This window comes from Halochromatium glycolicum (assembly GCF_016584085.1).
In the GTDB taxonomy this organism is placed as follows: Bacteria; Pseudomonadota; Gammaproteobacteria; order Chromatiales; family Chromatiaceae; genus Lamprobacter; species Lamprobacter glycolicus.
Window position 1 is genome coordinate 1 of the sequence record NZ_NRSJ01000060.1, and the last position, 26682, is coordinate 26682.

At 65.1% G+C, this 26682-nt stretch carries 26 protein-coding genes and 2 pseudogenes; 8 read left to right on the top strand and 20 right to left on the bottom strand.

The genetic code is table 11. The features are described 5' to 3' along the window. Nucleotides 1–192 precede the first annotated feature (192 nt). The 3 genes from CKO40_RS21420 (at nt 193) to CKO40_RS21430 (ending at nt 3976) form a co-directional block, all read left to right on the top strand. The gene (locus CKO40_RS21420; protein ID WP_200348492.1) at nt 193–1638 is read left to right on the top strand and encodes a dihydrolipoyl dehydrogenase; all 1446 of its coding nucleotides are present in this window, start codon (nt 193–195) and stop codon (nt 1636–1638) included. 575 nt (nt 1639–2213) lie between these two features. After that, nucleotides 2214–3434 carry a PQQ-dependent sugar dehydrogenase gene (locus CKO40_RS21425; RefSeq protein ID WP_242477241.1) on the top strand — a complete coding sequence of 407 codons (1221 nt, stop codon included), beginning with the start codon at nt 2214–2216 and terminating at the stop codon, nt 3432–3434. A gap of 197 nt (nt 3435–3631) precedes the next feature. After that, nucleotides 3632–3976 carry a phenylpyruvate tautomerase MIF-related protein gene (locus CKO40_RS21430; protein WP_200348493.1) on the top strand — a complete coding sequence of 115 codons (345 nt, stop codon included), beginning with the start codon at nt 3632–3634 and terminating at the stop codon, nt 3974–3976. Nucleotides 3977–4037: 61 nt separating this feature from the next. Here CKO40_RS21430 and CKO40_RS21435 read toward each other — a convergent pair. Further along, nucleotides 4038–4262 (bottom strand): annotated as a pseudogene (locus CKO40_RS21435) (efflux RND transporter permease subunit); the annotation flags it as partial. A gap of 65 nt (nt 4263–4327) precedes the next feature. Between CKO40_RS21435 and CKO40_RS21440 the strand changes: the two are divergent. Continuing rightward, a complete protein-coding gene (locus CKO40_RS21440) occupies nt 4328–4549 on the top strand; it encodes a ribbon-helix-helix domain-containing protein (protein WP_200348494.1) in 222 nt (73 codons plus the stop codon). Then, nucleotides 4537–4905 (top strand): type II toxin-antitoxin system VapC family toxin, encoded by a 369-nt coding sequence (locus CKO40_RS21445; RefSeq protein WP_200348495.1) that lies wholly within the window; start codon nt 4537–4539, stop codon nt 4903–4905. Before CKO40_RS21440 ends, CKO40_RS21445 begins: the two co-directional genes overlap by 13 nt. 118 nt (nt 4906–5023) lie before the next feature. On the opposite strand, the gene rluB is transcribed toward CKO40_RS21445, so the two are convergent. From rluB to CKO40_RS21480, 7 genes are all read right to left on the bottom strand, one after another. Beyond that, the gene (rluB, locus tag CKO40_RS21450; RefSeq protein ID WP_200348496.1) at nt 5024–5908 is read right to left on the bottom strand and encodes a 23S rRNA pseudouridine(2605) synthase RluB; all 885 of its coding nucleotides are present in this window, start codon (nt 5906–5908) and stop codon (nt 5024–5026) included. Further along, complete coding sequence (scpB, locus tag CKO40_RS21455; RefSeq protein WP_242477242.1) at nt 5895–6629, bottom strand: SMC-Scp complex subunit ScpB; 735 nt, start codon at nt 6627–6629, stop codon at nt 5895–5897. Before scpB ends, rluB begins: the two co-directional genes overlap by 14 nt. 77 nt (nt 6630–6706) lie before the next feature. Then, the gene (locus CKO40_RS21460; protein WP_200348498.1) at nt 6707–7555 is read right to left on the bottom strand and encodes a segregation and condensation protein A; all 849 of its coding nucleotides are present in this window, start codon (nt 7553–7555) and stop codon (nt 6707–6709) included. A gap of 66 nt (nt 7556–7621) precedes the next feature. Beyond that, nucleotides 7622–8839: a tryptophan--tRNA ligase gene (locus tag CKO40_RS21465; RefSeq protein ID WP_200348499.1), complete on the bottom strand. Its 1218-nt coding sequence runs from the start codon at nt 8837–8839 to the stop codon at nt 7622–7624. Nucleotides 8840–8860: 21 nt separating this feature from the next. After that, nucleotides 8861–9580 (bottom strand): site-2 protease family protein, encoded by a 720-nt coding sequence (locus CKO40_RS21470; RefSeq protein ID WP_200348500.1) that lies wholly within the window; start codon nt 9578–9580, stop codon nt 8861–8863. Nucleotides 9581–9733: 153 nt separating this feature from the next. After that, the gene (locus tag CKO40_RS21475) at nt 9734–10366 is read right to left on the bottom strand and encodes an L-threonylcarbamoyladenylate synthase (protein WP_200348501.1); all 633 of its coding nucleotides are present in this window, start codon (nt 10364–10366) and stop codon (nt 9734–9736) included. 2 nt (nt 10367–10368) lie between these two features. Beyond that, nucleotides 10369–11262 carry a PHP domain-containing protein gene (locus CKO40_RS21480; RefSeq protein WP_200348502.1) on the bottom strand — a complete coding sequence of 298 codons (894 nt, stop codon included), beginning with the start codon at nt 11260–11262 and terminating at the stop codon, nt 10369–10371. Nucleotides 11263–11420: 158 nt separating this feature from the next. Between CKO40_RS21480 and CKO40_RS21485 the strand changes: the two genes are divergently transcribed. The 3 genes from CKO40_RS21485 (at nt 11421) to CKO40_RS21495 (ending at nt 13603) form a co-directional block, all read left to right on the top strand. Next, the gene (locus CKO40_RS21485) at nt 11421–12155 is read left to right on the top strand and encodes an inner membrane-spanning protein YciB (RefSeq protein ID WP_200348503.1); all 735 of its coding nucleotides are present in this window, start codon (nt 11421–11423) and stop codon (nt 12153–12155) included. Between the two features lie 55 nt (nt 12156–12210). After that, nucleotides 12211–12513 (top strand): YciI family protein, encoded by a 303-nt coding sequence (locus tag CKO40_RS21490; RefSeq protein ID WP_200348504.1) that lies wholly within the window; start codon nt 12211–12213, stop codon nt 12511–12513. A gap of 235 nt (nt 12514–12748) precedes the next feature. Further along, on the top strand, nt 12749–13603 hold the full coding sequence (locus CKO40_RS21495; RefSeq protein WP_200348505.1) for a peptidylprolyl isomerase: 855 nt from the start codon (nt 12749–12751) through the stop codon (nt 13601–13603). A 219-nt stretch (nt 13604–13822) separates the two neighbouring features. Here the strand turns inward: CKO40_RS21495 and CKO40_RS21500 are convergent, their stop codons facing one another. From CKO40_RS21500 to CKO40_RS21555, 12 genes and pseudogenes are all read right to left on the bottom strand, one after another. Further along, nucleotides 13823–14659 carry a carbonic anhydrase gene (locus CKO40_RS21500; RefSeq protein ID WP_200348506.1) on the bottom strand — a complete coding sequence of 279 codons (837 nt, stop codon included), beginning with the start codon at nt 14657–14659 and terminating at the stop codon, nt 13823–13825. A 36-nt stretch (nt 14660–14695) separates the two neighbouring features. Continuing rightward, on the bottom strand, nt 14696–14980 hold the full coding sequence (locus CKO40_RS21505; protein WP_200348507.1) for a segregation and condensation protein A: 285 nt from the start codon (nt 14978–14980) through the stop codon (nt 14696–14698). Nucleotides 14981–15081: 101 nt separating this feature from the next. After that, nucleotides 15082–17385: an NAD-dependent DNA ligase LigA gene (gene ligA / locus CKO40_RS21510; protein WP_420827405.1), complete on the bottom strand. Its 2304-nt coding sequence runs from the start codon at nt 17383–17385 to the stop codon at nt 15082–15084. After that, entirely contained in the window at nt 17379–18377 is a 999-nt protein-coding gene (locus tag CKO40_RS21515) for a cell division protein ZipA C-terminal FtsZ-binding domain-containing protein (protein ID WP_200348509.1), read from the bottom strand. The genes ligA and CKO40_RS21515 overlap by 7 nt, the downstream gene beginning before the upstream one ends. Before the next feature lie 95 nt (nt 18378–18472). Further along, the gene (gene smc / locus CKO40_RS21520) at nt 18473–22012 is read right to left on the bottom strand and encodes a chromosome segregation protein SMC (protein ID WP_200348510.1); all 3540 of its coding nucleotides are present in this window, start codon (nt 22010–22012) and stop codon (nt 18473–18475) included. Between the two features lie 161 nt (nt 22013–22173). Next, nucleotides 22174–24528 (bottom strand): EcoAI/FtnUII family type I restriction enzme subunit R, encoded by a 2355-nt coding sequence (gene hsdR / locus CKO40_RS21525; RefSeq protein WP_200348511.1) that lies wholly within the window; start codon nt 24526–24528, stop codon nt 22174–22176. Nucleotides 24529–24688: 160 nt separating this feature from the next. Next, nucleotides 24689–25216 carry a DUF29 domain-containing protein gene (locus tag CKO40_RS21530; protein WP_338074241.1) on the bottom strand — a complete coding sequence of 176 codons (528 nt, stop codon included), beginning with the start codon at nt 25214–25216 and terminating at the stop codon, nt 24689–24691. Between the two features lie 13 nt (nt 25217–25229). Next, nucleotides 25230–25397 carry a hypothetical protein gene (locus CKO40_RS21535; RefSeq protein ID WP_200348512.1) on the bottom strand — a complete coding sequence of 56 codons (168 nt, stop codon included), beginning with the start codon at nt 25395–25397 and terminating at the stop codon, nt 25230–25232. Nucleotides 25398–25431: 34 nt separating this feature from the next. Continuing rightward, entirely contained in the window at nt 25432–25677 is a 246-nt protein-coding gene (locus tag CKO40_RS21540; protein WP_200348513.1) for a hypothetical protein, read from the bottom strand. Beyond that, nucleotides 25674–26111, bottom strand: a complete 438-nt coding sequence (locus tag CKO40_RS21545; RefSeq protein ID WP_200348514.1) for a PIN domain-containing protein — start codon at nt 26109–26111, stop codon at nt 25674–25676. The genes CKO40_RS21540 and CKO40_RS21545 overlap by 4 nt, the downstream gene beginning before the upstream one ends. Continuing rightward, nucleotides 26108–26371 (bottom strand): restriction endonuclease subunit S, encoded by a 264-nt coding sequence (locus tag CKO40_RS21550; protein WP_200348515.1) that lies wholly within the window; start codon nt 26369–26371, stop codon nt 26108–26110. The genes CKO40_RS21545 and CKO40_RS21550 overlap by 4 nt, the downstream gene beginning before the upstream one ends. 93 nt (nt 26372–26464) lie before the next feature. Next, a pseudogene (locus tag CKO40_RS21555) lies at nt 26465–26682 on the bottom strand (group II intron reverse transcriptase/maturase); the annotation flags it as partial.

Consider the following 26682-nt stretch of genomic DNA (forward strand, 5'->3'; position numbering starts at 1 on the left):
GATTGTCGTTTGCCTTCGAGGGGCGTCGCCGGGAGCATAGCCGGGCTATGTGACCGGCGGCGCGACGAAGAAGGCGAGCGAAAAGACCAGCAAGGCGGTATGAGCTTTGACAGAAATCGCCTTAGGCGCCCGTTTTCGGTTACGGTTTGGCCGGGTTCAGGACTTTGTAGAGAGACGAGGAGAACGCCACTGATGCAAGAAAGAAGCGTCGACGTCGCCATCATCGGCGCCGGCACTGCCGGCCTCAACGCGATGAGCCAGGCGCGCAAGGCCGGCAAGTCGTTCGTGCTGATCAACGGCGGTGAGCCCGGCACCACCTGCGCGCGGGTCGGCTGCATGCCGTCGAAGGCGATGATCCAGGTCGCCGAGGACTACCATCGCCGCACCCATCTCGGCCGCTACGGGATCGATGGCCATGAGGGCTTGAGCCTGGACGTGCCAGAGGCGCTCGAGCATGTGCAGGAGATGCGCGATACCTTCGTCGACCGGGTACTCGGCAGCAGCACCGACGACATGCCGGAGGAGCTGTTCCTGCAGGATTATGCCCGCTTCATCGAGCCGACCTTGATCGAGGTCGGCGAGCAGCGCATCCGCGCCGCCGCGGTGGTGATCGCGGCCGGCTCGCGGCCGTTGGTGCCAGAGCCCTGGCAGGCGTTCGGCGAGCGGCTGCTGACGACCGACACCCTGTTCGAGCTTGAGGACCTGCCAAGCTCGATCGCGGTCATCGGACTCGGGACCATCGGCCTCGAGCTCGGCCAGAGCCTGCATCGGCTCGGGGTCGCGGTCGAGGGCTTCGATCAGCTCGAGACCATCGCCGGCATCCGCGATCCGGAGGTCAATCGCGCGGCGATCGAGCTGATGGGCAAGGAGTTCGCGCTCCATCTCGGGCAGGCGGCGACCATCGAGGAGGACGGCGACGGCCTGCGTGTTCAGGCTGGTGAGCATCAGGCGCGCGTCGACGCGGTCCTCTGCAGCATCGGCCGCGTTCCGAACCTCGATGGCCTGGGACTGGAGCAGTTGGGCGTTCCGCTCGATGCGCGCGGGCTGCCGGCGTTCGATCGCCACAGCATGCAGGTCGGCGAGCTGCCGGTGTTCATCGCCGGCGATGTCACCGCCGAGCGGCCGGTCCTGCATGAGGCCGGCGACGAGGGCCGCATCGCCGGCTTCAACGCGGTGCAGGCCGCCTCAGGCGCCGAGCCGCTGCGCTTCCAACGCCGGACGCCGCTGTTCATCAATTTCTCCGATCCGAACATCTGTGCGGTCGGCGCCCGCTTCGATGCGCTCGACCCGGAGACCACCGCGATCGGCGAGATCAAGATGGCGCCGGTCGGGCGGGCGCTGATCATGGGCCGCAATCGCGGCGTCATCCGGGTCTATGCGGCGAAGCGGACCGGGCGGGTGCTGGGCGCGGAGCTGATCGCGCCGCGTGGCGAGAACCTGGCGCATCTGCTGAGCTGGAGTATCCAGCAGGGGATGACGGTGGAGCAGATGCTGCGGATGCCGTTCTATCATCCGGTGATCGAGGAGGCATTGCAGGGGGCGCTGAATGATCTCAATCGCAAGCTCGAGGTCGAGCGCGATGGGCCGTTGACCGAGTTGGCGCTGCTGGGCGACGGGGATTCAGGCGCTTCGCGGTGAAGGCCGCGGCTGACGTGGGGCCGGGCTTGTTGTGTCGGCGTCTTCGATGTTCGGGGACGGCGGTTGTTGAGAGGTTGGGCGCCGTGGCAGGTGTCAGGGTGGTGGGCGGAAATAGGCTGCCCCGGGACGCTCGACCATCTATGGCGTTTCTGGCAGTCGCTGAATACTGGCTGCCATTGCTGAAGCGGTTGCAGGTGTTAGAGGCCGTGCCAGGAGGGGCGCCGGGCGGCGCGCGGCGGGGGACGCCGTGAATCCGTCCCTGGAGGCTTGACGATGGCATCCTTGCCATCGACACCCCCGCCGCGCGCCGCCCGACACCCCTCCTTCGACCTTAGGGAAAATGCGGGACCGCCCGTCTCGAACAGGAAGCATCGATCAATCAGTGCTTCCGATGTCGGAAGCTGGCACGCATCAGAGGGGTTGGCGCATTCGTTGAAGGCGTGGGTAGCTGATAACCGCCCTGGCTGATGGCGGACGAGATCCCGAGGAGCGCAGTGACTACCGGCTCGGGGCGCTCAGAAGTCGAGGCACATGGCGATCGTCGATCCATCCGTATGCGTTTGGGAGTCATAGCGATGAACGAACCTGACCGAACAATGCACCCGGTGCGCGGATACCTGTTGGCAGCTTGGCTGTTGGCTTTGGTACCAGTGCTTGGCTGCAGTGAGCCATCCGGACCCGTCGAGCCGACTGGCGATGTGCCTGAGGCCGAAGGCTGGCGGATGGAGACGATCGTCAGCGGTCTGCGCCATCCCTGGGGCATTGCGTGGTTGCCGGATGGCGCGGCGCTGGTGACCGAGCGGCCGGGACGGCTGCGCCTGATCGATGACGTCTTTGGCGAGGCGCGGCTCGATCCGACTCCGATCGGCGGCATTCCCGAGGTCTGCACCTGCGGCCAGGGTGGGCTGCTCGATATCGCCCTGCATCCGGACTTCGATGCAAACCAGCTGGTCTATCTGACCTTTGCCGAGGGGACGAAGGAGGCGAACCGGACGGCCCTGGCGCGGGGTCGGCTGGATCGCGAGGCGATGCGGCTGCGCGATCTCGAGGTGATCTATCGCAATCCCGATTCGAAATCGGGCGGACAGCATTTCGGCTCGCGGCTGCTCTGGCTGCCGGACGGCACCCTGCTGATGAGCATCGGCGACGGCGGTAATCCGCCGATTGCGTTCGACGGCGAGAACATCCGCCAGCAGGCGCAGAATCCGGGCACGGTCTTCGGCTCGGTCGTGCGCCTGAATGGCGATGGCACGTCGCCGGCCGACAACCCGTTCGTCGACCAGGAGGGCGCCCGGCCCGAGCTCTACAGCATCGGCCATCGCAATATCCAGGGCATGACGCTTGATCCAACGACGGGGCGCGTCTGGGCCAACGAGCATGGCTCGCGCGGCGGCGATGAGATCAATCGGATCGAGGCCGGCAACAACTATGGCTGGCCCGAGGTGACCTACAGCATGGAGTACTGGGGACCGCGCATCTCGGAGAAGACCCAGGCACCGGGCGTGACCCAGCCGAAGGTGGTCTGGACACCGTCGATTGCGCCGAGCGGGATGGCCTTCTATACCGGCACCGATTTCCCGGCCTGGCGAGGCGATCTGATCAGCGGCGCGCTCGCGTTCAAGCAATTGCGCCGGAGCATGCTCGATGGCGCCCGGGTCGTCGATGAGGAGAAGCTCAGCATCGGTCAGCGCGTGCGCGCGGTCCTGCAAGGACCCGATGGCGGACTCTACATCCTCACCGATGAGCCCGATGGGACCTTGGTCCGGATCGTACCGACGGATGCGCGTGCTGGCTAAGGCGATTGCCGGAAAAGCTCGTACCGAATTGCGCAGGATGTTCGTTTGCCTTCGAGGAGCGTCGCCGGGAGCATAGCCGGGCTATGTGACCGGCGGCGCGACGAAGAAGGCGAGCGAAAAGACCAGCAAGGCGGTATGAGCTTTGACAGAAATCGCCTAAGCTGCCGGCTCAGCAAACCACAGCAGCGAGATCTGTCATGCCTACTCTCATCATCAAGACCAACGCCTCGCTTGAGTCGACGGCGAGCGAGTCGCTCATCAAACGCGCTTCCGCCCGTGTCGCCGAGCTGCTCGGCAAGCCGGAGCGCTACGTCATGGTGATCCTAGAGCCAACCCCCGCCATGTGCTTTGGCGGCGAGACCAGCCCCCTCGCCTTCCTGGAGCTGAAGAGCCTGGGACTGCCCGAAGATCAGACTCCAGCGCTCTCGGCGGCACTCTGCGAGCTGCTCGACGAGACGCTCGAGATACCCTCGAACCGGATCTACATCGAATTCGCATCACCGCCACGGCACCTGTTCGGGTTCGACGGCAAGACCTTTTGACCCGTTCTGCCGGCAGTGAATCCGAGGCACCCAACCGCTGTCCGCACAATGCCGAAGCGGCCTGCGACAGCAGTATCTGAGCACCGGTCGGGGTGACGATCGGCAGCTCGCGCAGCTTCTGCACGTCATCGCGCTGCTCGCACGGAAAACGGAGGTTGATCGGATAGCGCTCCAGTCCCTCGACCGTTTGGGGCAGATTGATCCCGCCGATCGCGGCGGCGACGATCCGGTTGATGTCGTCGACGTTGAGCCCGACCCGGGCCGCGGCCAGCCGATCTGGGCGCACCTCTGCACGCTCTCTTCATTTGATTTGATATATGATGTCAGCATCTGACATCAGAGGCGAATTCCATGCGCACCGTGATCGACCTGCCGGATGAGCAAATCGAACCGCTCAAGGACCTCGCTAGCGCCCTCAATATCTCGCGCGCCGAACTGATCCGGCGCGCGGTAGCAGACTATCTGAGCCGGTTTGAGCCGCCGACGGACGACACCGCATTCGGTATTTGGAAGCAGCACGATGAAGACGGATTGGCTTACCAAGCGCGCATGCGCTCGGAATGGGATCGGTGAAGGCGCTGATCGACACCAACATTCTGATCGACTACCTGAATGGCGTGGTCGCGGCTCGCGACGAGATCGGCCGTTACCAGCATCCCCTGATCAGCCTGATCACCTGGATGGAGGTTCTGGCGGGTACGCGAGCGGAGCACGCGCAGCCGGTCCGCGCCTTCCTACGCCGCTTCGAGTGCGTGAGCATCGATGCCGACATCGCCGAGCGGGCAGTAAGGATTAGACAAGCACACCGGCTCAAGCTGCCCGATGCGATCATCCAGGCCACAGCCTTGGAACGCAGCGCCCTGCTGGTGACACGCAATACCAAGGATTTTTCAAGTGACGAGCCCGGCGTCCGTGTGCCCTATTCGTGATCGGATGGCTCGCACCGCAACAGGGTCTGACTGCCAAGTCCCTGCCGACCACGGAACTGGAGCAGTGGCTGGCCGCGTTCACTGCGCCCTCGCCGCTGCATATTGCGACCGTTGACGCTCACCGGCTCCGTCGATGGGGCTTGCTGCGTCGACTCGGCTCTGACGCTGCGCGGGCACGCGATTCGCTGCGATCTGCGAGCGCACCACGCGGCCTGAGCTCGCTCGCGTCGAGGCCTGCTAAAGTCAGGAGCGCCGCCAGCTCCTCACCGACGACCTCTCGCCAATGACCCGGCGTCGGCCGGGCGTCGAGGATCACGTTGCCGAAGCGCACCCGCTTGAGCCGGCTGACGGTGCAGCCGACCGCCTCCCAGAGCCGGCGCACCTCGCGGTTGCGGCCTTCGACGATCAGCACATGGAACCATTGGTGGCTCTCGGAGCCGCCGGACGGGACGACCTCCTCGAAGCGCGCCGGACCGTCCTCGAGCTCGACGCCGTTGACGAGTTGCTGTAACGCCTGTTCCGAGACCTTACCACGCACCCGGACCGCGTATTCGCGCTCGATCGCCCGCGACGGGTGCATGAGCCGATTCGCGAGCTCGCCGTGGTTGGTCACCAGCAGCAGGCCGGCAGTGTTCAGGTCGAGCCGGCCGACTGCGATCCAGCGCCCGTCGCGAATCCCCGGGAGGCGCCGGAAGATGGTCGGACGCCCCTCCGGGTCGCGTCGCGTCACCACCTCGCCTTCCGGCTTATGGTAGGCCAGCACCCGCATCTGGTGGCGCTTCGCGGCCCGGCGCCGGACCGGCTGGCCATCGACTAGGACCTTGTCATGCGCCGCTACCCGATCGCCCAGCTTGGCGATGCGGCCGTTGACGCGCACCCGCCCATCGCGAATCCAGCCCTCGATGTCGCGGCGGGAGCCGAGCCCCGCCTCGGCCAACGCCTTTTGTAGCCGTACCGGCTCCTGAGTCTCGGGCCCAGATCGCCCGCGTTTAGGGTTCTTCATCATCATTGTGCTGTTGACGGTCCGGCACCTGCGACGCACCATCCGACTGGCCCCCATCCGGCAACGTGCTGCCATTGCTCGCTGCGAGCACAAGGTGCGGTCGACCCGGGGGCGCCGCTTGGTCCTGTTGCTTGCTGGCATCGGTGTCCGCGGCCTCGGCCTCGGCGAGCGCCGGCAAGGCCTGTTCGAAGAAACTGCCATCGCGGATCTCGGCCAGCGGCGGCAGCTCATTCAGCGAGCACAGCCCGAAATAGTCCAGAAAACGCCGCGTCGTCGCATACAGGGCAGGTCGTCCCGGCACCTCACGATGGCCGACGACACGCACCCAGTCGCGCTCAGTCAGGGTCTTGATGATCGGCGTACTGACCGCGACGCCGCGGATCTGCTCGATCTCGCCGCGGGTGATCGGCTGCCGGTAGGCGATCAGCGCCAAGGTCTCTAGCATTGCGCGCGAGTAGCGTGCGGGCTTCTCCTGCCAAAGCCGGCTGACCCAGGGCGCGACCGAGGCGCGCACCTGGATACGCCAGCCACTCGCGACCTCGACCAGTTCAATCGCCCGCCCCTCGTAGTCCTCCCGCAGCGCCTCCAGCGCGCTCAGAATCGCTTTGCGCGAGGGCCGTTCGCCCTCGTCGTAGAGGCCCTGGATGCGCTCCACCGAGAGCGGCTCGCCGGCTGCCAGCAGGGCGCCCTCGACCACCTGCTCGACATCCGGCAGCAGCAGCGACAAGGCGTTCTGATGCGGCTCGTCATTTGTACTCGCTGCCGACGACGGCCGAGACTGATCCTCATCCCAACCGCTCATTTGGCTTCGGTCAGGCAGCGGCGTAAACGGATCGGCGCGAAGGGCTCGGCTTGAACCAGCTCCAGGGTTGCCGCCTTCAAGAGCTCGAGCACCGCGAGGAAGCTGACGACGACGCCGGCACGCCCCTCGGTCACATCGAACAGTTCGTTGAAGAGCACGAGTTCGGTCTGTTCGAGCCGCTCCAGGACCGCCGACATGCGCTCCCGCAAAGAGAGCGACTCGCGCTCGATCTGGTGGCTGGAGAACAGATCGGCGCGCGCGAGCACCGCCTGCAGGGCCGCGAGCAGCTCATTGAGCTCGACCGGCGGCGGGATGCGGCGGATATGGCCGGGCGGCACCTGCGCCTGCACGGCGAAGCAGTCGCGTTCCAACCGCGGCAATGCGTCCAAATCCTGCGCGGCGCGCTTGAACTGCTCGTATTCGGCGAGACGGCGAACCAGCTCGGCCCGCGGATCGGCATCGTCGTCCTCACTGTCGTCGGTACGGGGTAGCAGCATCCGCGATTTGATCTCGCACAGCATTGCGGCCATCACGAGGTATTCGGCTGCCAACTCGAGACGAACCTCCTTCATCAGCTCGACGTACTCCATGTACTGCCGGGTGATGTCGATGATAGGGATATCGAGGATGTCGAGGTTCTGCCGCCGGATCAGATAGAGCAGCAGGTCGAGCGGTCCCTCGAAGGTATCCAGGAAGACCTCGAGCGCATCGGGGGGGATATAGAGGTCTTCCGGGAGCTTGAGCAGCGGCTCGCCGTGCACCAGCGCCAGTGGTGCGGCGGCTGGTGCAGCGGCCTGGGCGCCCGTATCGGCGATGGCCTGGGTCTCGGAGCCGGAGGTCGACATTGGTACGCCTCGATCGGTGGCGGCAGCCCTGGCAGCCCGGGCCCGGCGGCCTGACGGGGTGCCCGCTCAGCCCTGTCGCAATGACATCACGTGGCGGACGTCGTCCATCGTCTCGCGCGCGGTATCGCGCGCCCGCTCACAGCCCTCGTTGATGAACGAGCGCACCAGATCCGGGTCGGCAGCCAGCCGCCGCGCCTCGCTCTGGATCGGCTCGAGCTCGTTGCGCACCGCATCGATCACCGGCTGCTTGCACTCGATGCAGCCGATCCCGGCGCTGCGGCAACCGGTCTGGACCCACTCCTTGATCTCGTCATCGGAGTAGACCTCATGGAACTGCCACACCGGGCAGACATCCGGATTACCAGGGTCGGTACGGCGCACACGGGCCGGATCGGTCGGCATCGTGCGCAGCTTCTGCTCGACCAGCTTCGGGTCATCGCGCAGCGCGATGGTGTTGCCATAAGACTTGGACATCTTCTGCCCGTCCAGCCCCGGCATCTTCGCGGCCTTGGTCAACAGCGGCGCCGGCTCCGGCAGGATCACCCGACCGCCCCCCTCGAGGTAGCCGAGCAGGCGCTCGCGGTCGCCGATGGTGATATTGGCCTGGCTCTCGAGCAGTGCCTGGGCGACCTCGAGCGCCTCCTGGTCGCCCTGCTCCTGATAGCGGCGCTTGAGCTGATCGAACATCTTGGCGTTCTTCTTGCCCATCTTGCGCTTGGCCTGCTCGGCCTGCGCCTCGAAATCCGGCTCGCGGCCATAGATGTGATTGAAGCGGCGGGCGATCTCGCGCGTCATCTCGACATGCGCGACCTGATCCTCGCCGACCGGTACGGCGCCCGCCTTGTAGATCAGGATGTCGGCGCTCTGCAGCAGCGGATAACCGAGGAAGCCATAGGTGGCCAGGTCCTTCTCCTTGAGCTTCTCCTGCTGGTCCTTGTAGCTCGGCACGCGCTCGAGCCAGCCCAACGGCGTGATCATCGACAGCAGCAGATGCAGCTCGGCATGCTCGGGCACCCGCGACTGGATGAACAGCGTCGCCGCACCGGCGCTGATGCCGGCGGCGAGCCAGTCGACGACCATGTCGAAGGTCGCTTGCGGGATGCGAGACGGGTCTTCGTAATCGGTCGTCAATGCATGCCAATCGGCGACAAAGAAGAAGCACTCGTACTCATGCTGGAGCTCGATCCAGTTCTTCAGCACGCCGTGGTAATGCCCGAGATGGAGCTGCCCGGTCGGGCGCATGCCCGAGAGAACGCGATTGGTTTGGTTCGGAACGGAATTCAACGGCGACAGGCCTTTGTTGGTTCAGAGGGAAAAGCGATCGCGGACCAGATCCGATGCAGGGATCACGGCCAGGGCCCCATTCACAGCAGGGCGCAGGACCGCACCGAGCAGGCCCGGCGGCTGGCCGTTCGGCAACAGCAGCAGCGCGATCAGGATCACCAGACCATAGCGCTCCAGGCGCGCGAAGCCCATCGCTAGCCGCCGCGGGAGCAATGCACTGATCACCCGCCCGCCATCGAGTGGCAGCACCGGGATCAGATTGAGTGCCATCAGGAACAGGTTAACCAGTATCCCGATCACGCAGAGCTCGACGAGCAGCGAAAGGAAGGTCTCCGGGACCTCAACCACCCCCGCGACCACCGCCGTTAGCCAGAGCAGCAGCCCCCAGCCGATCGCCATCAACAGGTTGACCGCAGGGCCAGCCACTGCCACCAGCGCCATATCCCAACGCGGATTGTACAAACGCCGCCAGTCCACCGGCACCGGCTTGGCCCAGCCGAACAGGAACGGCACACCAAGCAGGGTCTTCGAGGTCAGGAAGATCACCAAGGGCACCACGACAGTGCCAACCGGATCGATGTGCTTGATCGGGTTGAAGGTCACGCGGCCGAGCATCGCTGCGGTCGGGTCGCCGCGCTGAAATGCGACCCAGCCATGCGCGGCCTCGTGCACAGTGATCGCTAGCAGCACCGGCACCGCGATCAGCAGGATCAACAACAGGGTCTGAGAGAAAATGTCCAACGTGGCAGGCAGATCGGGTTAAAAGGGTGGAGCACCGTCCATCAGTCGGTGCAAAAAGGTCATCAAGCGGTCGACAGCACGCAGACCCGGGATGCGTGGGCTCGCCACTGCAAAGCCAATGCAGCCCGCACCGCGCACCGGGCCAAGCGCGAATCAGTGCTGGAACACACTGGTATCACCCTTGCCCTCGCGCACGACTGCAGGCGGCTCCTGGGTCATATCGACGACAGTCGTCGGCATCTGGCCGCAGGGGCCGCCGTCGATGACCAGGTCCACACAGTGGCCGATGGTCTCGCGAATCTCCAGCACGTCGTCCATCGGCTCCTCGTCGCCGGGCATGATCAAGGTCGTGCTCAGGATCGGCTGATCGAGCTCGGCGAGCAGGGCCTGGGTGATCGGGGTGCCCGGCACGCGGATACCGATGGCGCGCCGCTTGGGATGCAGCAGCCGCCGCGGCACCTGCTTCGTCGCCTGGAAGATGAAGGTATAAGGCCCTGGCGTCAATGACTTGAGCTGGCGATAGGCCTGGTTGTCCAGGCGCGCGTAGGTCGCGATCTCGGACAGGTCACGACAGACCAGGGTGAAGTTGTGCTTGTCATCGACCCGTCGGATCATGCGGATGCGGTCGAGCGCCGATTTCTCGCCGAGCTGACAGCCGAGCGCATAGGAGGAATCGGTCGGATAGACCACGACACCACCGGATTCGAAGACCGATGCAGCCCGCGCGATCAGGCGCGGCTGCGGGTCCTTGGGATGGATCTCGAGAAAGTGGGGCGTTGAGGCCATCGCTAGCCAGCGTGCTGATAGAGCAAGCCAGACTGCGACGAGACGCCCTGACCAGCGCGTCCGAATCCAGGCTGATCCCAGATCGGCCGGCAGCCTTCCGGCAACGGGGGCAGACGCCCTAGCTCGATCCAGGGGCTCTCGGGACCATGATAGTCGGAGCCGGCGGACGCGAGCAGCCCGTGCTCCCGAGACCAGCGGGCAAAGGTATAGTAGTCGTCCCGGCTATGACTGCCGGAGACGACCTCGATGCCGCGGCCACCACAAGCGGTGAAGGCATCGATGAAGCGACGCATCTTCGCCCGCGTGAATCCGTAGCGCGCTGGATGCGCGATCACGGCCTGTCCGCCGGCAGCGCGAATCCAGCCGACTGCGTCCTCTAGCGTTGCCCATTCGCCGGCCACATGACCAGGCTTGCCACTGACGAGATAGTGCTTGAAGACCCCACGGACATCCTTGGCCGCCCCGCGCGAGACCAGGAAACGGGCAAAGTGGGTGCGCCCGACGAGGTCACCGGCGGCCAACGCCTGGGCGCCCTCCAGGGCACCCGGCCAGCCGGCGCGCTCGAGTCGTCGCGCGATCTCTGCCGCACGCTCGGTGCGGTGCGCCAGCTGTCCGGCCAGTCCGTCGCGGAGTCTGCGGCAGCTCGGATCGACGTCCAGGCCGACGATATGCACGGTCCGGCCGCCCCAGGTCACCGAGATCTCGACGCCGGGCACGAAGGCCAGCCCATGCAGGTGTGCCGCCTCGGCGGCCTCATCAAGACCCGACAGCGTGTCGTGGTCCGTCAGCGCGAGCATCTCGACGCCCTGCTGCGCGGCACGGGCGATCAGTCCCGCCGGGGCAAGGGTGCCGTCGGATGCCGTGGAATGGGTATGCAGATCAGGTATTGGTGTCATCCCGGTATTCTACCTGATCCGGTGACAGCGCCCCGGAGCGGATCAGTGGATCGAGCCTTGCCGCTCGCCGCGCCCGCCGCATTCGGGGCGCTGAGGGTGTAGGATGCCGCTGCGCCGCCCCTGGCGTCACCGCAACCGCCGCCCACTGAGGGTCCGCGATGAAGCTGTTCATCGACTTCTTTCCGATCATCCTCTTCTTCGTCGCCTACAAGTTCTATGGCATCTATGTCGCGACCAGCACCGCGATCGTCGCGTCCGTCGCCCAGGTCGCTTGGCTGCGCTGGCGCCATGGGCGATTCGAGACGATGCCATTGGTCACGCTGGGCCTGATCGCCGTGTTCGGTGGGCTCACGCTCGCGCTGCGCGATCCGATCTTCGTGATGTGGAAGCCGACCATCGTCAACTGGCTCTTTGCCGCGGCCTTCCTCGCCGGCAGCCTGATCGGGAACCGGCCGGTGGTCGAGCGCATGATGGGGCAGGCGCTCGAGGTGCCGGCACCGATCTGGCGGCGTCTGAACCGGGCCTGGGTCCTGTTCTTCCTGATCTCGGGATTCATCAACCTGTTCGTGGTCTATATCGCGAGCGGCTTCTACGCCGCCGAACAGGCGCTGATCACCGCCACCGCGGTCTCCGAGGTCGACCTCGCCAACTGCCCGAGCCAATTCACCGGAACGCTGCTCGAGCTCTGCAATCAGGCCCAGGCCAGCGAGGAGATCTGGGTCAACTTCAAGCTGTTCGGTATGATGGGGCTGACGGTCGCATTCGTCATTGGTCAGGCGTTCTATCTCGCTCGGCACATCAAGGACGATGAGGCATCGGGTCAGCCCGTCTCCAAGACCGAGACGCGGAACGCCAGTGATGCCCCCGCTGCATCTGAGCCCGAAGCGCCCTGATCCGCTGCCGAGCAGTCAAGGCCGTGCACCCTGCAACCCGAGGAGACACCCGCTGATGCTCTATGCCATCATCAGCCGCGATCACCCCGACAGCTTGACGAAGCGTCGGGCTGCACGCCCGGCTCATCTCGAGCGGCTGCACCGGCTCCAAGACGAGGGCCGGCTTGTGCTCGCCGGCCCACACCCGGCGATCGATGCGGCCGACCCGGGCGACGCCGGGTTCACCGGATCATTGGTCGTCGCCGAGTTCGCTGATCTCGAAACGGCCCGCTCCTGGGCCGAAGCCGACCCCTACGCGCACGCGGGCGTCTATGCCGAGGTCGTGGTGAAACCTTTCCTCAAGGCCCTCCCGGCCTGATCGCCCTGCCGTGACCAGCTGATCCGTCCTTACTCGCTGCCAGCAAACCGGAAGGTGCTCGACTTCGCGACCGCCAGATACCGAAATCTGGGAACACCAGAGCGATTCGTGACCCGAAGGCACCGAATGAGGTCGAGATGAGATCGGTCGGAATCTGCAGTGCATCGTCGCAAGGCGCCGCTGATGCACCACCAATCTTGACCCTGAAAACCACTGAGCCTGAAGGAAAGCCTCTATGCAACATCGTCTGATCACCTTATCCCTATTGGCCATAGCCACCGTCTCACCCGCTTGCGCGCAAGAGGCGCAGGACACCGACGACACCTTGATCGCCACGGTCAACGGGCAGCCCTATGAGCTGGATCTCTTCCGCGCCTTCTACGGCGAGCGCCTGCAGCAGAGTGGCGGCCAGAACAGCGCGCAACTGCAAGAGCAGGCCTTCAATGAATTCGTGAACCTGATCGTGGCCTCCCAGGAAGGCAAGGAACGCAATCTCGCTGACAGCCCACAGGTCCAGACGGCACTGGAGCTGCAGCGGATGATGGTGCTCTCGGCCGCTGCGTTGCAGGCGATCGGTGCTGAATCCGACCCGACCGAAAACGAGCTCAAGCAGGCCTACGACCAGTTCGTCGAGCAGTCCCAGCGAACCGAGTACAAGGCTCGCCATATCCTGGTGGATGACAAGGAGAAGGCCCAGTCGCTGATCGAGCAGCTCAACGAATCCAACGGCAAAGGCTTTGAGGACCTGGCAGAAGAGCACTCGCTCGGACCGACGGCCGAGAAGGGCGGCGATCTTGGCTGGTTCGATTCACGCCGAATGGTCAAGCCGTTCGCTGACGCCGTCGCCGAGATGGAGCCGGGAACCTACTCGCAGAAGCCGGTCCAGACCCAGTTCGGCTGGCACGTGATCAGGCTGGAAGAGACCCGCGCGGCCGAGCCACCCTCATTTGAGGAGGCGAAGCCGCAGCTCGAGGCGCAGGTTCGCCGGCAAAAGGTTGCGAATGCGCTCGCCGAGATGCGCAGCAAGGCGGACATCGAGCTCAATGAGGAGGTCGTCAAGGTCAAAGAGAACGCTTCCAACGAAGACTAAGGCGATTGCCGGAAAAGCTCGTACCGAATTGCGCAGGATTTTCGTTTGCCTTCGAGGAGCGTCGCCGGGAGCATAGCCGGGCTATGTGACCGGCGGCGCGACGAAGAAGGCGAGCGAAAAGACCAGCAAGGCGGTATGAGCTTTGACAGAAATCGCCTAAGCCTGAGTGGAGCCTGGGCAACGGATTGCCCGGCTTCCAGGCCCTCTCTGGAGCAACTCCTAATCGCGCGGCGTCGCGCAGAGATGATCGACGCGGCGGCCATTGAGCGGCTGCAACGGCCGGGCGTTGGCACCAGCGATCTGCGCCAGTCGTGCCAGATCGGAGGCCGCAACCTCAAGCGGCGTATCCAGCACATAGTGCAGCACACCCTCCTTGCACGGCGGCCGCGTCAGTGACCCTTCATAGGCGAAGTAAGAGCGGCGCGCAGGGAGCAGAAAGACCGCATTGACACCGATGTTGCGGCCATAGGCAGCCTTGCCCGCCGCGGCCGGCGCATTGTCCAAGATCCGCCGCAAGGTCTGGTTGACCCGGTGCCCGGCCTCGATCGGCACCGAGACAATCGCGATATCGCCGCGATTGTTGCCATGGATGAGCTCGATCTCACCGTCTGGAACCCGGCCATCGATGGCGTGCTCGCCGGGGACGTGGAAGCGGAGCTCAACCAGCTCATAGCTGAGGCCGTCGATCACGAGATAGCTGCCGCGATCATAGCCGAGCCGCAGCGCGTTGCCGTCATTGACCAGCTGCAACGAGGTGCTGCGATAGCGAAACCGCAGCGGGATGCAGGTATGAAACCGTGCGGAGGATGTATTGAGCGGAACCGGAGACTGAAGCCGCCCATTGCCGCAAACGGCATAGGATGACTGCAGCGCAGCCCAGCGTGCCGGCCCCTGTTCTTCACCACCATAGGACCATTCCGGCACCGCCCCATCCATCTCGGAGAGCTGGGCCTGCCAAGCATCTGCTGGGGTTGCCAGCATTGAAGCGCCGAGCAGGATAACAGCGCTGATCGCTGAGGCATTCGTCGGGGCCAGGCGAGACCAATCGACTGTCATCGCTCTCTTTCTCCCAGACACGCAGGTCTGCAAGGTTCAATCGCCACCCTGTTTATCGGACCGCCGAATGCCCGCGATCGGCACCACCTGCGCTGACTGCGGCTCATCGGCGTAATAGGGCCGATCCCCGCCCCGACCCTCGCTGTCGGCAAGCTCCTTTTCGCGCGCCGAGATCAAGGAGAGGCAGGCGCGCACATCCTCGATAGTGCGATCGGATAGCGGATGCCGCATCCCTGGCGGTGGCGTCACATCCTTGACGACCGCCGCCAGTGTCTTTCTCATCGCCACCAAGATCTGCTGCTCTTTGCTGAGTTCGGACATCATCATCATCCCGTCATGGTTCCAATGGGCGCCGGCCTCGCGCCAGCCGGCTCGCCCGTGAGAGATCGGGACGCCGCACGCCGAATTCAGCGCCCGCTGAATCAGCCGGCGAGCAGATCATCCAGCGCCTCTTCGCCGACGACCTCGATACCGAGATCCTGCGCTCGAGAAAGCTTACCACCTGGGTCGGCACCAGCGATCAGCAGATCCGTGTTCTTCGAGACGCTCCCGGTCACCTTCGCACCCTGGGCCTCGAGCCGACGTTTGATCTCGTCGCGGGGGAGCGATAGCGATCCGGTGATCACGACCGTCTTGCCGTTCAGTGGCGCCGATGCGCGGCCTGGCTCAACCATCGCCGTATCCGATGGCGCCTCCCAATCGATCGCGCCGATCTCCGGATCACGTAGCTTCGCGATGACCTCGCGATTATGCGGTTGGGAGAAGAATGCGCGGATGTGGGCTGCGACCACCGGCCCGATCCCCTCGATCGGACTCGCCTGCCCAGCCGCCAAGGCCGCAGCGCTGATCCCGCGCAGACGCTCGATGCGCTCAAAGCGCTCTGCGATTGCCCGCGCCGCATCGGGTTTCAGACCGCGTATCGGCCGCGTCGCCAGCCATTCGGCCAGCGCCTCCTGAACGCTGACACCCGGGGACGGCTCAGGGCTCTCATCAGGATGCCCTTCGAGGTAGCTCACCAGGGCCTCGGCGGTCTTGATGCCGACGCCTTTGATTCCCGCCGGTGCCAACAGCTCGGCCGCTCCAGCGCCCATCAGCGCATCCAGGTCGCCAAAGTGCTCGGCCAGGGCGCGGGCGGTCGCCTCTCCGACCTCCCGAATCCCAAGCGCATAGATGAAGCGCGCCAGCGTCGTGCGGCGGCTCGTATCGAGCGCCGCGAGCAGGTTTTGGGCAGACTTCTCGCCCATTCGATCGAGCTGGGTCAGCTGCTCGAGACTGAGCCGATAGAGATCGGCCGGGTCCTCGACCAGTCCCGTATCGACCAGCTGCGAGACCAGCTTGTCGCCCAGCCCCTCGATGTCCATCGCCCGCCGAGAGGCGAAATGCTTGATTGCCTCCTTACGCTGGGCCGGGCAGAAGAGCCCACCTGTGCACCGAGCCACGGCCTCGCCTTCGGCTCGCAGCACATCGGAATGGCAGACGGGGCAGTGCGCCGGCAGTTGCACCGGCTCGGCACCAAACGGGCGACGTTCCGGCAGCGCCCGGATGACCTCGGGGATCACATCGCCGGCCCGGCGCACATAGACCGTATCACCGATGCGCACATCCTTGCGCTCGATCTCGTCCATGTTGTGCAGGGTCGCGTTCGAGACCGTTACGCCCCCGACCTGAACCGGCGCGAGCCGCGCGACCGGTGTCAATGCGCCGGTCCGCCCGACCTGGAACTCGACTGCCTCGACCGTCGTCAACTCCTCCTGAGCTGGAAACTTATAGGCGATGGCCCAGCGCGGCGCACGCGCAACGAAGCCGAGCCGCTCTTGGTCGGGGCGTCGGTCGACCTTGAACACGACACCGTCGATCGCGTAGTCGAGCTGATTGCGGCGCGCCCCGATCGCGGTGTGATAGCCGATACAGTCTTCGACCCCTTCAACGACACGCTGCTCCGGCGAGACTGGCAGGCCCCAATGCGCGATCCGGACCAGACTACCGCTGTGGCTGTCAGACCAGGATGCGCCTTCGACAGCCCCCAAGCCGTAGCAGAACATGCTCAGACCGCGCGCCGCTGTGATGCTCGGATCGAGCTGACGCAGACTCCCGGCGGCGGCATTACGGGGATTGGCGAAGACCTTTCCGCCGCTGCGCCGCGCATGCTCGTTGATCGCCTCGAAGCGCGCATAGGTCAGAAAGACCTCGCCCCTCACCTCCAGCAACGACGGCCAGCCGTCCGCGCCTTCGCTCCCTCGCAACCGCAGCGGAACATCGCGGATCGTGCGCACCTGGGCGGTGACGTCCTCGCCCCGATGCCCATCGCCGCGCGTCGCCGCCTGCGTCAGGATGCCATCCTGGTAGAGCAAGCTGACCGCGAGGCCGTCCAGCTTCGGCTCTGCCGAATAGCGTACCCGCTCGATGCCGAGGGCCTCGCGCACACGGCGATCGAAATCCCGAAGCTCCTGCTCATCGAAGGCGTTGGCCAGCGACAGCATCGGCAGCCGATGCTCGACCTCGTCGAAGCTCGAGACGGGCTCAGCCCCGACCCGTTGCGTCGGCGAATCGGCGCGCCGAAGCTCGGGATAACGCGCCTCGAGGTCCTGGAGCTCACGCAGCAGCCGGTCATACTCGGCGTCCGGGATCTCGGGATCATCCTGCCGATAATAACGATCGTTGTGATACTCGATCGAGCGGCGCAGGACCTCCGCCCGCTCCCGCTCGGATGCCGGCACGCTCATGATCGCCGCGACGGCTCGGTACCCGCGGCCTCAGCATTAGACTGACCCTCCAGCCCCCCGTCCCGGCTTGTGCTGGCCGCCGTCTCACTGCCAACGCCGTCAGATCGATTTGCGCCCTTCGTCAAGCTGTCCGCGCGGTCGTTGATCAGCTCGAGCAGCTTGCTGCGCAGGCGCTCCCAGGCCCGCGCGTCGAACCGTCGGCGCCCTGGCAACAGCACCTCGCCTCCAAGCTCATCAGCCAGCGCGCGGGCCGTCTGAACCAGCTCGTCGTAGACCATCAGATCACTCGGACGGCCCGCAAACTGCGCGAAGAGGGCGAGGCCCGGTGTGCTGAACGTCTCCATCGCATCGAACGGGAAGGTCCCTGGCTCGACCAGATTCGCCATACTGAAGCGCGCCTGCGCGTGGGGACCCTCGAGCGAACGCCGATGATAGATCGCCATCTCACCGGGAGCCAGGTGCTGCTGCTCAGCAGCCGCTTCCACCGCAGCGCCATCGAACGGCTGCCCATCAGCGACCACGAACAGTTGCACCAGCAGTGACTCCCCATCCGAAGCAGCAGGTGCAGCCCGGGTATCGCCGCCAGCCGACCACCGTTGCGCACTCGCCGCCGCGGACGAGGCGTGGCGGCTGCTAGGACGATCCTTAGCGGTCCCGGTTTCGGTACTGTTCTCGGCACTGTCGCGGCCGGTGTCGAGCTCTTCGATCGCTGACGGAGCCGCGTCGAACATCCCATAGCCCGATCGGCGCCGCCCAGCGGCGATGGCATCCGCGCCCCTTGGCCTCTCCACGCCCGCCTCCGTTTGGTCTCCGACCTGAGCGTCGAAGCGGGGCTCTCGGCGTTTGCGTCGAGGCGCCCGCCGCCGGTATCCGGAGCGCTCCTCAGCGCGCTCGCGCGACCGGCGAAGCTCCCACAGGTACATGGCCCCGAGGAGCAAAATACCGAGGATCAGCAGAATGATTCGTAGCGTGGCGGCATCCATCTGATCGGCCATGGCGAGGGATTTTCTCTGAGTATATCAGCGCATTCGTCGCCGTTCCGTTGTCGCCGGCGTCTGGGTGCCAGCGTCTGGGTGCCAGCGTCTGGGTTTCAGGAAACCGCGACCATCCTGGCCGCCTCATCGACGTCGACCGAGACCAGCCGCGAGACGCCGGGCTCGTGCATCGTGATGCCGAGCAGCTGGTCGGCCAGCTCCATCGTGACCTTGTTGTGGGTAATGAAGATGAACTGGATCTGATCCGACATCGTCCGGACCAGCTCGCAGAAGCGGCCAACATTGGCGTCATCGAGCGGTGCATCGACCTCATCGAGCATGCAGAACGGCGCCGGATTGAGCTGGAAGATCGCGAACACCAGCGCGACCGCGGTGAGGGCCTTCTCACCACCCGAGAGCATATGGATGGTCGCATTGCGCTTGCCGGGCGGCCGCGCCATGATGGCGACGCCGGTATCGAGCAGATCGTCGCCGGTCAGCTCGAGGTAAGCGCTGCCACCACCGAACACCTGCGGGAACAGCGTCTGCAACCCCTCGTTGATCTGATCGAAGGTCTCCCTGAAGCGGCTGCGTGTCTCACGATCGATCTTGCGGATCGCCGCCTCCAGCGTCTCGAGCGCGGTGCTGATGTCGGCATGCTGTTCTTCCAGGTAGCGCATCCGTTCGGACTGCTCCTGATACTCGTCGATCGCCGCGAGGTTGATGTTGCCGAGCCGGGCGATGCGCTGGCCGACGGCCGCGAGCTCCTGCTCACGGCGTTGCAACAGATCGTCCCGCTCGCGATCGGCCGGATCGATCGCCGCAAGGACCTGCTCGGGATTCGTCTCGCGCGCGCGCAGCTGCTCCTCGACGGTCTGCCGCCGCACCAGCCGCTCCTGGCGTTGCAGCCGTTCCGCATCGAGCGCCTCACGCGCAGCAGCGAGCCCCTGCTCGGTGGCATGGCGCTGCTGCTCGGCCTCGCGGATGGCGCTGTCGAGCGCCTCCATCTCGTTGCGCTGCTTATTGAGCGCCTGCTCGATCTCGAGCCGCTGCTCGAGCTGCTCATCGAGACGCTCCCGCTGCTCGAGGGCCGGCTCGGCGGCGCCCTCAAGCGCCGCGACCAGCTCATCACGCCGCGTCTCGAGGCTCATAACCCGCTCACTCGCGCGCTCGAGGCTCGCTGTGAGGGCTGCCAATGAGGCGCGTCCGCGTTCGATCGAGACCTCGAGCCGCTGGGCCTCATCGCGCACGCGTGCCTCCTCGGCGCGCAGCTCGTTGACCTCGGCGCGGCGCGCCTCGCGCTCGGCGGCGAGCACATCGCGGCGTTCGGTCAGCCGCTCGCTCTGCTCGAGGGCCGCATAGAGACGCCCGCGCGCGGCCTCGATCGCATCCTCCGCCTCCGTGCGGCGCTCGGCCAGCTCGGCCTGCTCATCGGTCAGCGCCGTCATGCGCTCGCGCAGATGGGTCAGCCGGGCGCGTCCAGCGCCCTGCTCGGCATCCAGCGCCGCACGGTCGCGGCTTAGCCGGGCGACGTCGTCGTGCGCATCATCGCGCGTCTGCTCAAGCTCGACGCGGCGCGCCGCGAACTGCTCCTGCTCTTCAGCGAGCTCGGCGATCACGTCCTCGAGCTCATCAGCAGCGGCCTGCAGGGCCTTCATCTCCTCGGCGCGGGCGATGCTGCCGCCGACATCGGCATCTGCTGCGGATCGATCGCCGGGCGCCCGCACCCAGCCGCGGCCGATCAGAAAACCATCGCGTGTCACGATCCGCGCGCTGGCATCAAGACGGTACCGCCGCGCGAGCGCCTGCTCGAGATCCTCGGCGACCTCGACGCCCGACAAGAGCTCGGTCAGCACCGATGGACCGCGCACCAAGGCGCCGAGGCCGGCCGCCCCGGCCGGCGCTGCGCCGACCCAGTCCATCTGGGTGGCATCGTTCTCGATCAGCATCAGCGACGCATCCCCAAGCGCGCGCGCCACGCCGTCCAGATCCTCGATGCAAAGGGCGGCGAGCGCGCTGCCCAGGACGGTCTCGACCGCCGTCTCCCAGCCGGGCGTGACCTCGAGCAGGTCGAGCAAGCGCGGCGCATCGCTCAGATCGCGCTGGTCCAGCCAGTCGGCAACCGCCGCATCGGGGCTCTCGAGCGCGGCATCCTGCAGCGCCTCCAGCGACGACAAACGTCCGCGTGTGGTCTGCAGCTCGGTGCGGGCCGCATCGAGCCGGCCAGACAACGCAGCCCGCTCGGCCTCGGCCTCGCGCAATGCCGTCGATGCCCGGGCCTGAGCGTCAGCGGCGAGCCGCAGACGCTCGTCGAGGCCGTCCGAGCGCTCTTCCAGGATCGCGAGCCGTTCCTCAAGCCCTTCCGGGTCCAGCTGGGCCAAATCGTCATCGATTCGGACGCTGCGCTGCGCGTCCTGCGCTAGCCGCTGCTCGAGGTGATTGACCGCCGCCCGCTGCTGCTGCGCCTCCGCTGTCGGCGCCGCCAGTTCGAGCTGCAGCGCATCCCAGTCCTGCTGCCAGCGCTCGAGGCGCGCCTCGGCCTCGGCGAGCCGCTCGCGCAGCGCATCGAGCCGTTCACGCTGTTCGTCGCGGCGCGGGCCATCGTGCTCGAGCGCCGATTCGAGCTCCTCCAACCGTTCGCGGTCGCGCTGCTGCTGCGCGAGCGCCTCGTCGAGTTCGCGGCGAATGCTGCCGAGCTCGCGCTCCTCGCGGTTGCGGGTCTCGGTCGCGAACTTGATCGCCTGCTCCAGCCGCGCGATCTCGGAGCCGACCGCATACCAGCGCCCCTGCACCGCATTGAAGGCATCCGATGCCTCGCCATGGGCGACGCGCTGCGCCTCGATCTGCGCCTCGAGCCGGCGCAAGGCGGCCTGCTCGGCCTCGACCTTGATCTCGGCCTCGCCGATGACCCGGTCCTGCTGCGCGAGCTCGCGATCGAGCGCGCGCCATTGCAGGGCCGCCAATTCGTCGGTCAGCCGGCGCTCGTCCGCCTTCAGGGCGCGGTACTTGGTCGCGGCCGCCGCCTGACGCTCGAGGTGCTGGAGCTGCTTGCTGACCTCGTCGCACAGGTCCTCGAGCCGCTCGAGGTTCTCGCGGGTGTGGCGCATCCGGTTCTCGGTCTCGCGCCGGCGCTCCTTGTACTTCGAGATCCCGGCCGCCTCCTCGATGAACAGTCGCAGCTCATCGGGCTTGGCCTCGATGAAGCGCGAGATCATCCCCTGCTCGATGATCGCGTAGCTGCGCGGCCCGAGGCCGGTGCCGAGGAACAGGTCCTGGATGTCCCGGCGCCGGCAGCGGGCGCCGTTGAGGAAATAGCTGGATTGACCGTCCCGCGAGACCTGGCGCTTGACCGCGATCTCGTTGAAGCGGGCAAACTCGCCGCCGGCGCGGCCGTCGCTGTTGTCGAAGATCAGCTCGATCGCGGCGACCCCGACCGGCTTACGCGAGCTGCTGCCGTTGAAGATGACATCGGCCATCGACTGACCGCGGAGCAGCTTCGCCGAGCTCTCGCCCATCACCCAGCGCACCGCGTCGATCACGTTGGACTTGCCGCAGCCGTTCGGCCCGACGACGCCGACCCGATTGCTCGGGAACGGCACCGTCGTCGGATCGACGAACGACTTGAAGCCGGCCAGCTTGATCTTCTCCAGGCGCATCGCGCGAACGATACTGGAGCCCTCAGCGGCCCACAAGTCGCCCGATGACGCCGCTGACGGGGCAGGAGCTGGGTCGGGTACCGGCCTCTTTTGATCCGCACGCCGAAGAGTCTTAGGATACTGTCGAGAAACCGGGCCGGACGTCCGGATTCGCGTTCGCATCACTGGGCATACAACGCCTGCTGCAGCGCCTGAAACGCCTGCTTCACCTGCGGCAATCCGCCCAGCTTGGCCTTGCTCTCGCCGACACTGCCGTAACGCGCCACCAGTAGCTGCCCGAGCTTCGGGGTCGTCAGCTCGGCTTCGCCACCGGCCTCATACGCCTGCAGGATGCTCAGCAGCAGCGCCTTCAGCTCGCCGTCGACCGCGTCCAGCCCATCTTGTCGCAGGCGCTCGGCGCGCTCATAGCGCGTCTTCGCCGGGGTCGTGAACAGCACATAGCCGAGCACGTCATAGAGATCGCTATCCGGCGCGTCCACCAGCCGGCGGATGTCATCGAGCCGGTCCTGATCGTAGCCGCGATCGCTGAGCCGTGCGATGAACTGCTCGCGGGTCTCCGGGTCGCTCCAGGTGGTACGTAGCTGGTCCTCATCCGCGACCAGCCCGGACAGATCGCCGAACAGCCGCTGCAGGAACGCGGTCGCCGAGATCGGCTTGCCCTCCGGGCTCCAATAGGTCGTGGTCGCCAGGTAGGTGATCTTGCGCGCCTTGCCGTCCGCGAGCTGGATGACGACCTTCTCCTTGGGCCTGGGGTCGGTGTCACCGCTGGCCTCGTCGCCCGCGCCATCGCCAGCGGCCTCATCGGCCACCCGGTCAGCTCCGGTGCCAGGTGTGTCCTTGTCCCCATCCTCGCGCTCGCGCCAGCCGGCGTCGGGCGCCAGTGGCTCCCCGTCCCATTCCGGGTCATTGAAGTGCTCGTACGCCTTGACGAAGTCCCAGATGGTGAAGAAGTCTTTGCCGTCGAAGACCCGCGTGCCGCGACCGATGATCTGCTTGAACTCGATCATCGAGCGGATCGGGCGCATCAGCACGATGTGCCGGATGTTGCGGGCATCAACACCGGTGGAGAGCTTCTGCGAGGTGGTCAGGATGGTCGGGATCGTCTTCTCGTTGTCCTGAAAACGGCGCAAATGCGTCTCGCCGACCTCCCCGTCGTTAGCGGTCACCCGTTGGCAGTAGTCCGGGTCGGGGTGAGTCTTGAGCTGATTGATCAGATCGCGCACCAGGGCGGCATGCTCCTGGGTGGCACAGAACACCAGGGTCTTCTGGCGCGGATCGATCCGGCCCATGAACTCCTGCACCCGGCTGCGCTCGCGCTCGGGGATGATGATCCGGTTGTTGAAGTCGTCCTCGTCGAAGGCATCGCCGACCTCGACCTCGCCGGCCAGTACCTGGTCCTCCGGGTGGTACACATAGGCATCGATGGTGCTCGCCATCTGCCGCACCTTGAACGGGGTCAGGAAACCGTCCTCGATGCCGTCGCGCAGCGCATAGCTGTACACCGGCTCGCCGAAATAGCCGTAGGTGTCGGCGTTCTGTTTGCGCTTCGGGGTCGCCGTCAGCCCGAGCTGCACCGCCGGCGAGAAATGCTCGAGGATGCCGCGCCACTGGCTCTCGTCGTTGGCGCCGCCGCGATGGCACTCATCGACGATGATGAAGTCGAAGAAGCCTGGCGGATAGCCGGTGAACACCGGCTCGCCGTCGCCGGTCATGAAGGTCTGGAAGAGGGTGAAGAAGACGCTGGCGTTCTTGGGCACGCGGGCCTGCTTGCGCAGCGAATCCGGGTCGATGCGCGCGACCGCATCCGGTGGAAAGGCCGAGAAGGCGTTGTAGGCTTGATCGGCGAGGATGTTGCGATCGGCCAGGAACAGGATACGGGGCCGGCGGCTGGGTTCGCCGCTCAGGTTCCACTTGGCCTGGAACAGCACCCAGGCGATCTGGAACGCGATCGAGGTCTTGCCGGTGCCGGTGGCTAGGGTCAGCAGGATGCGCCTCGTTCCCTGGGCGATCGCCTCGAGCACCGCCGTGATCGCGCGGTGCTGGTAGTAGCGCGGCTCCCACTTGCCACCGTCGGTCTCGAATGGCACCGCGCCGAAGCGCTCGCGCCAGGCGTTTGTCTCGCTGAACACCAGCGACCAGAGGTCGTCCGGAGTCGGGAACGGCGGGCTGATCTCGCCTTCCTCGCCGGTGGCGAGGTCGACCCGGTACCAGCCAAGCCCATTGGAGGCGAACGCCCAGCGGGCGCCGAGTCGCTGGGCGTAGTCCTTGGCCTGACCGATCCCTTCCCGGATGTTCACCCCGGCGCGCTTGGCCTCCAGCGTCGCCAGCTTGTGACCCTTGTAGATCAGGACATAGTCACAGGCCAGCCCTCTGCCGCGCCGGCCGCCGGTCTGGATGCGACCGGGGCAGATGACCTCGCGGCGGATCATCGCGCCAGGGACGACGCCCCAGCCAGCGGCTTCCAGGATCGGGTCGATGCGGTTGGCGCGGGTGTCGGCTTCCGTTTCGTCGTACATGGGTGGCGCTTTACTTGCGTTGGCCTTCAAATAATCTATTTCCTATGGCGGCCCTGGTCAGCAATACATTAACTTGCCTTCACGCAACGCCCAGAACAGGGCGCTGCCGGGTTGATCGCCCCAGCGATCCGCTTCACTGCATTCGCGATTTGCTCGGGTTTCACCCCCCATTTCCGCTGTCAGCCCCTGGCTGGTGCGGCGGGAAAAAGGTGTGATCGAGGATCGCCTCGTCGCTGTAGGGGCAGCTTGATGGAAAGGTCTCGATCGGCAAGCCGCTTTCCGCCGCCGCCAGTTCTCGGGCATCGCCGTAGGCCTCTTGAACCGCGGCCGTCCAGAGACGTTTCATGCTGGGATGCTTGCGCAACAGAAGCTTCAATTCCGCGCGCTGATGAACGATCGTGTTGCGCCAACTACGGCCATCAAACTCGCGCCAGCGCTCGGAGAGTTGGGCATACTGGAATTGCCATTTCAGCAGGTGAGCGAGCAAGACCCGCAAGCGACTTTCGAGGCTGCGCTGCTCGCTTTTGCCCATATCGCTTAGTTCCTCAAGCAAATGCTCGATGTCGATCGCCTCGAAGCGACCCGCCTTCAGTAAGGCTGCATTCGTCTCGGCCCAGGCCGTGTAATCCTGGTCATAGAGCTGCGTGAGCTTAGACATAATGAGCTGGCACCTTGAGCAGCTGGCCACCGCTCGGTTTGAATCATTCGAAAGCGCTGCACGGTTCCTGACGTGTGGCTTGCAGCGCTTTCAGGTCTTCTAAGTCCTCAATAGAAACGATCTCAACGCCATCCTCCTTGAGGTGCTCGAGCCACCAAATCACCTGTTTAGCCAATTGATCATCTTTGATGTTAATCGCAATACTGTGCATCGCTGTTTGATCCGTGAGCTAGCTTGAATGCGGGTCAGAGAGTGTCGCTGCAAGCGTCCCCAGCATCCCGACCATCTTGCTTCCATGCAACAATGGCATCCGCCAGTGAATCCACACTATACGCCGACTGCCAGTGCTCCCGATCGCTTGTGTAGTCGCCTTGGCCTTGCTCGTAGTGCTGTATGAAGCGAATGAAGCTCGTCACGTCCAATTCTCGGCTCAGGATTTCGTGTGCCTGATGCTGCAATTGGGCATCGGTTTGATAGGCAGTAGTTTTCATTGCAATACCTCGTTCAACCAAATCAATGGAGTCGACACGTCAATGCGCAGGTCGTTTAAGATGCGAGCCTTCTTGTACAGCTTGTTATCGACAGTCAAGAAGATATCCGCATAGTCTTCGGCACTGGCAAGATGCAAGGCATCGAACGCCTTGATACCAGCCATCTCGAACATTCTCGCGCGCTGCCGAATATCCTGCGTCAACGCCGCCTTCTTGACCGCGAGCTTGATGAACGACTGTAATTTTTGACGTCGCTCTGGCTCCGGCGTGTTGGCGATTTCATACAAGCTGATATCACTGACGACCAAATCCCAGTCTCCGCAATCGCATTGACTCAAAATCGCTTTTACAGCTTCCGACTCAAGATGAATGCGATGATTCGATTGGTCGTCGAAAGGCCGATTGAAGCAGCAGTTGTCCAAATAGACCTTCATGTCAACTCGCCGGCAAAGGCTTTTTGGAGAAGGGATTGGCGGAGGTCGGTGAGGTCGGTGAGTTTGGTTCTGTACGCGTCGCCAGCACTCATCGTCTCACTGTCCATATCAGAGATCCTTTCAAGTAGCTCATGTTGCACTTCAACTGAAGGTAACGCAATTTCCATTGCGCCGAGTGTCTTGTTGCTGAGATTGAGCATGGTTGCCCCGGTCGCTTGCTCTTCCAGCGCTTTTACGAAATCGGAAGAGCGAATTAACAATCGGGTAAGGGCGGGTGTTTAGCCCGCCCTCCCCACACCACCTAGCATGCGGGTCCGCACTAGGCGATTCACAAGAAGGGAGCACACGACGCTTTAGGCATAGCCATGCGCTTTCATCCACTGATCGCGAATGCTGATCAAGCCCTGGCCTTTCAGCCAGTCATTGGTCATCCCGGTTTGCGTGCCCAGCGAGCGGGACAGATGCCAGTCGCTCTTGGAGCTCATGCCCGTCCAGATCGCGGCACGCTTCGACGACCCCAGGGCCAGCAACTGGCGAATGCGATTGCGCACCCCGCGCCACTGTTTCCAGT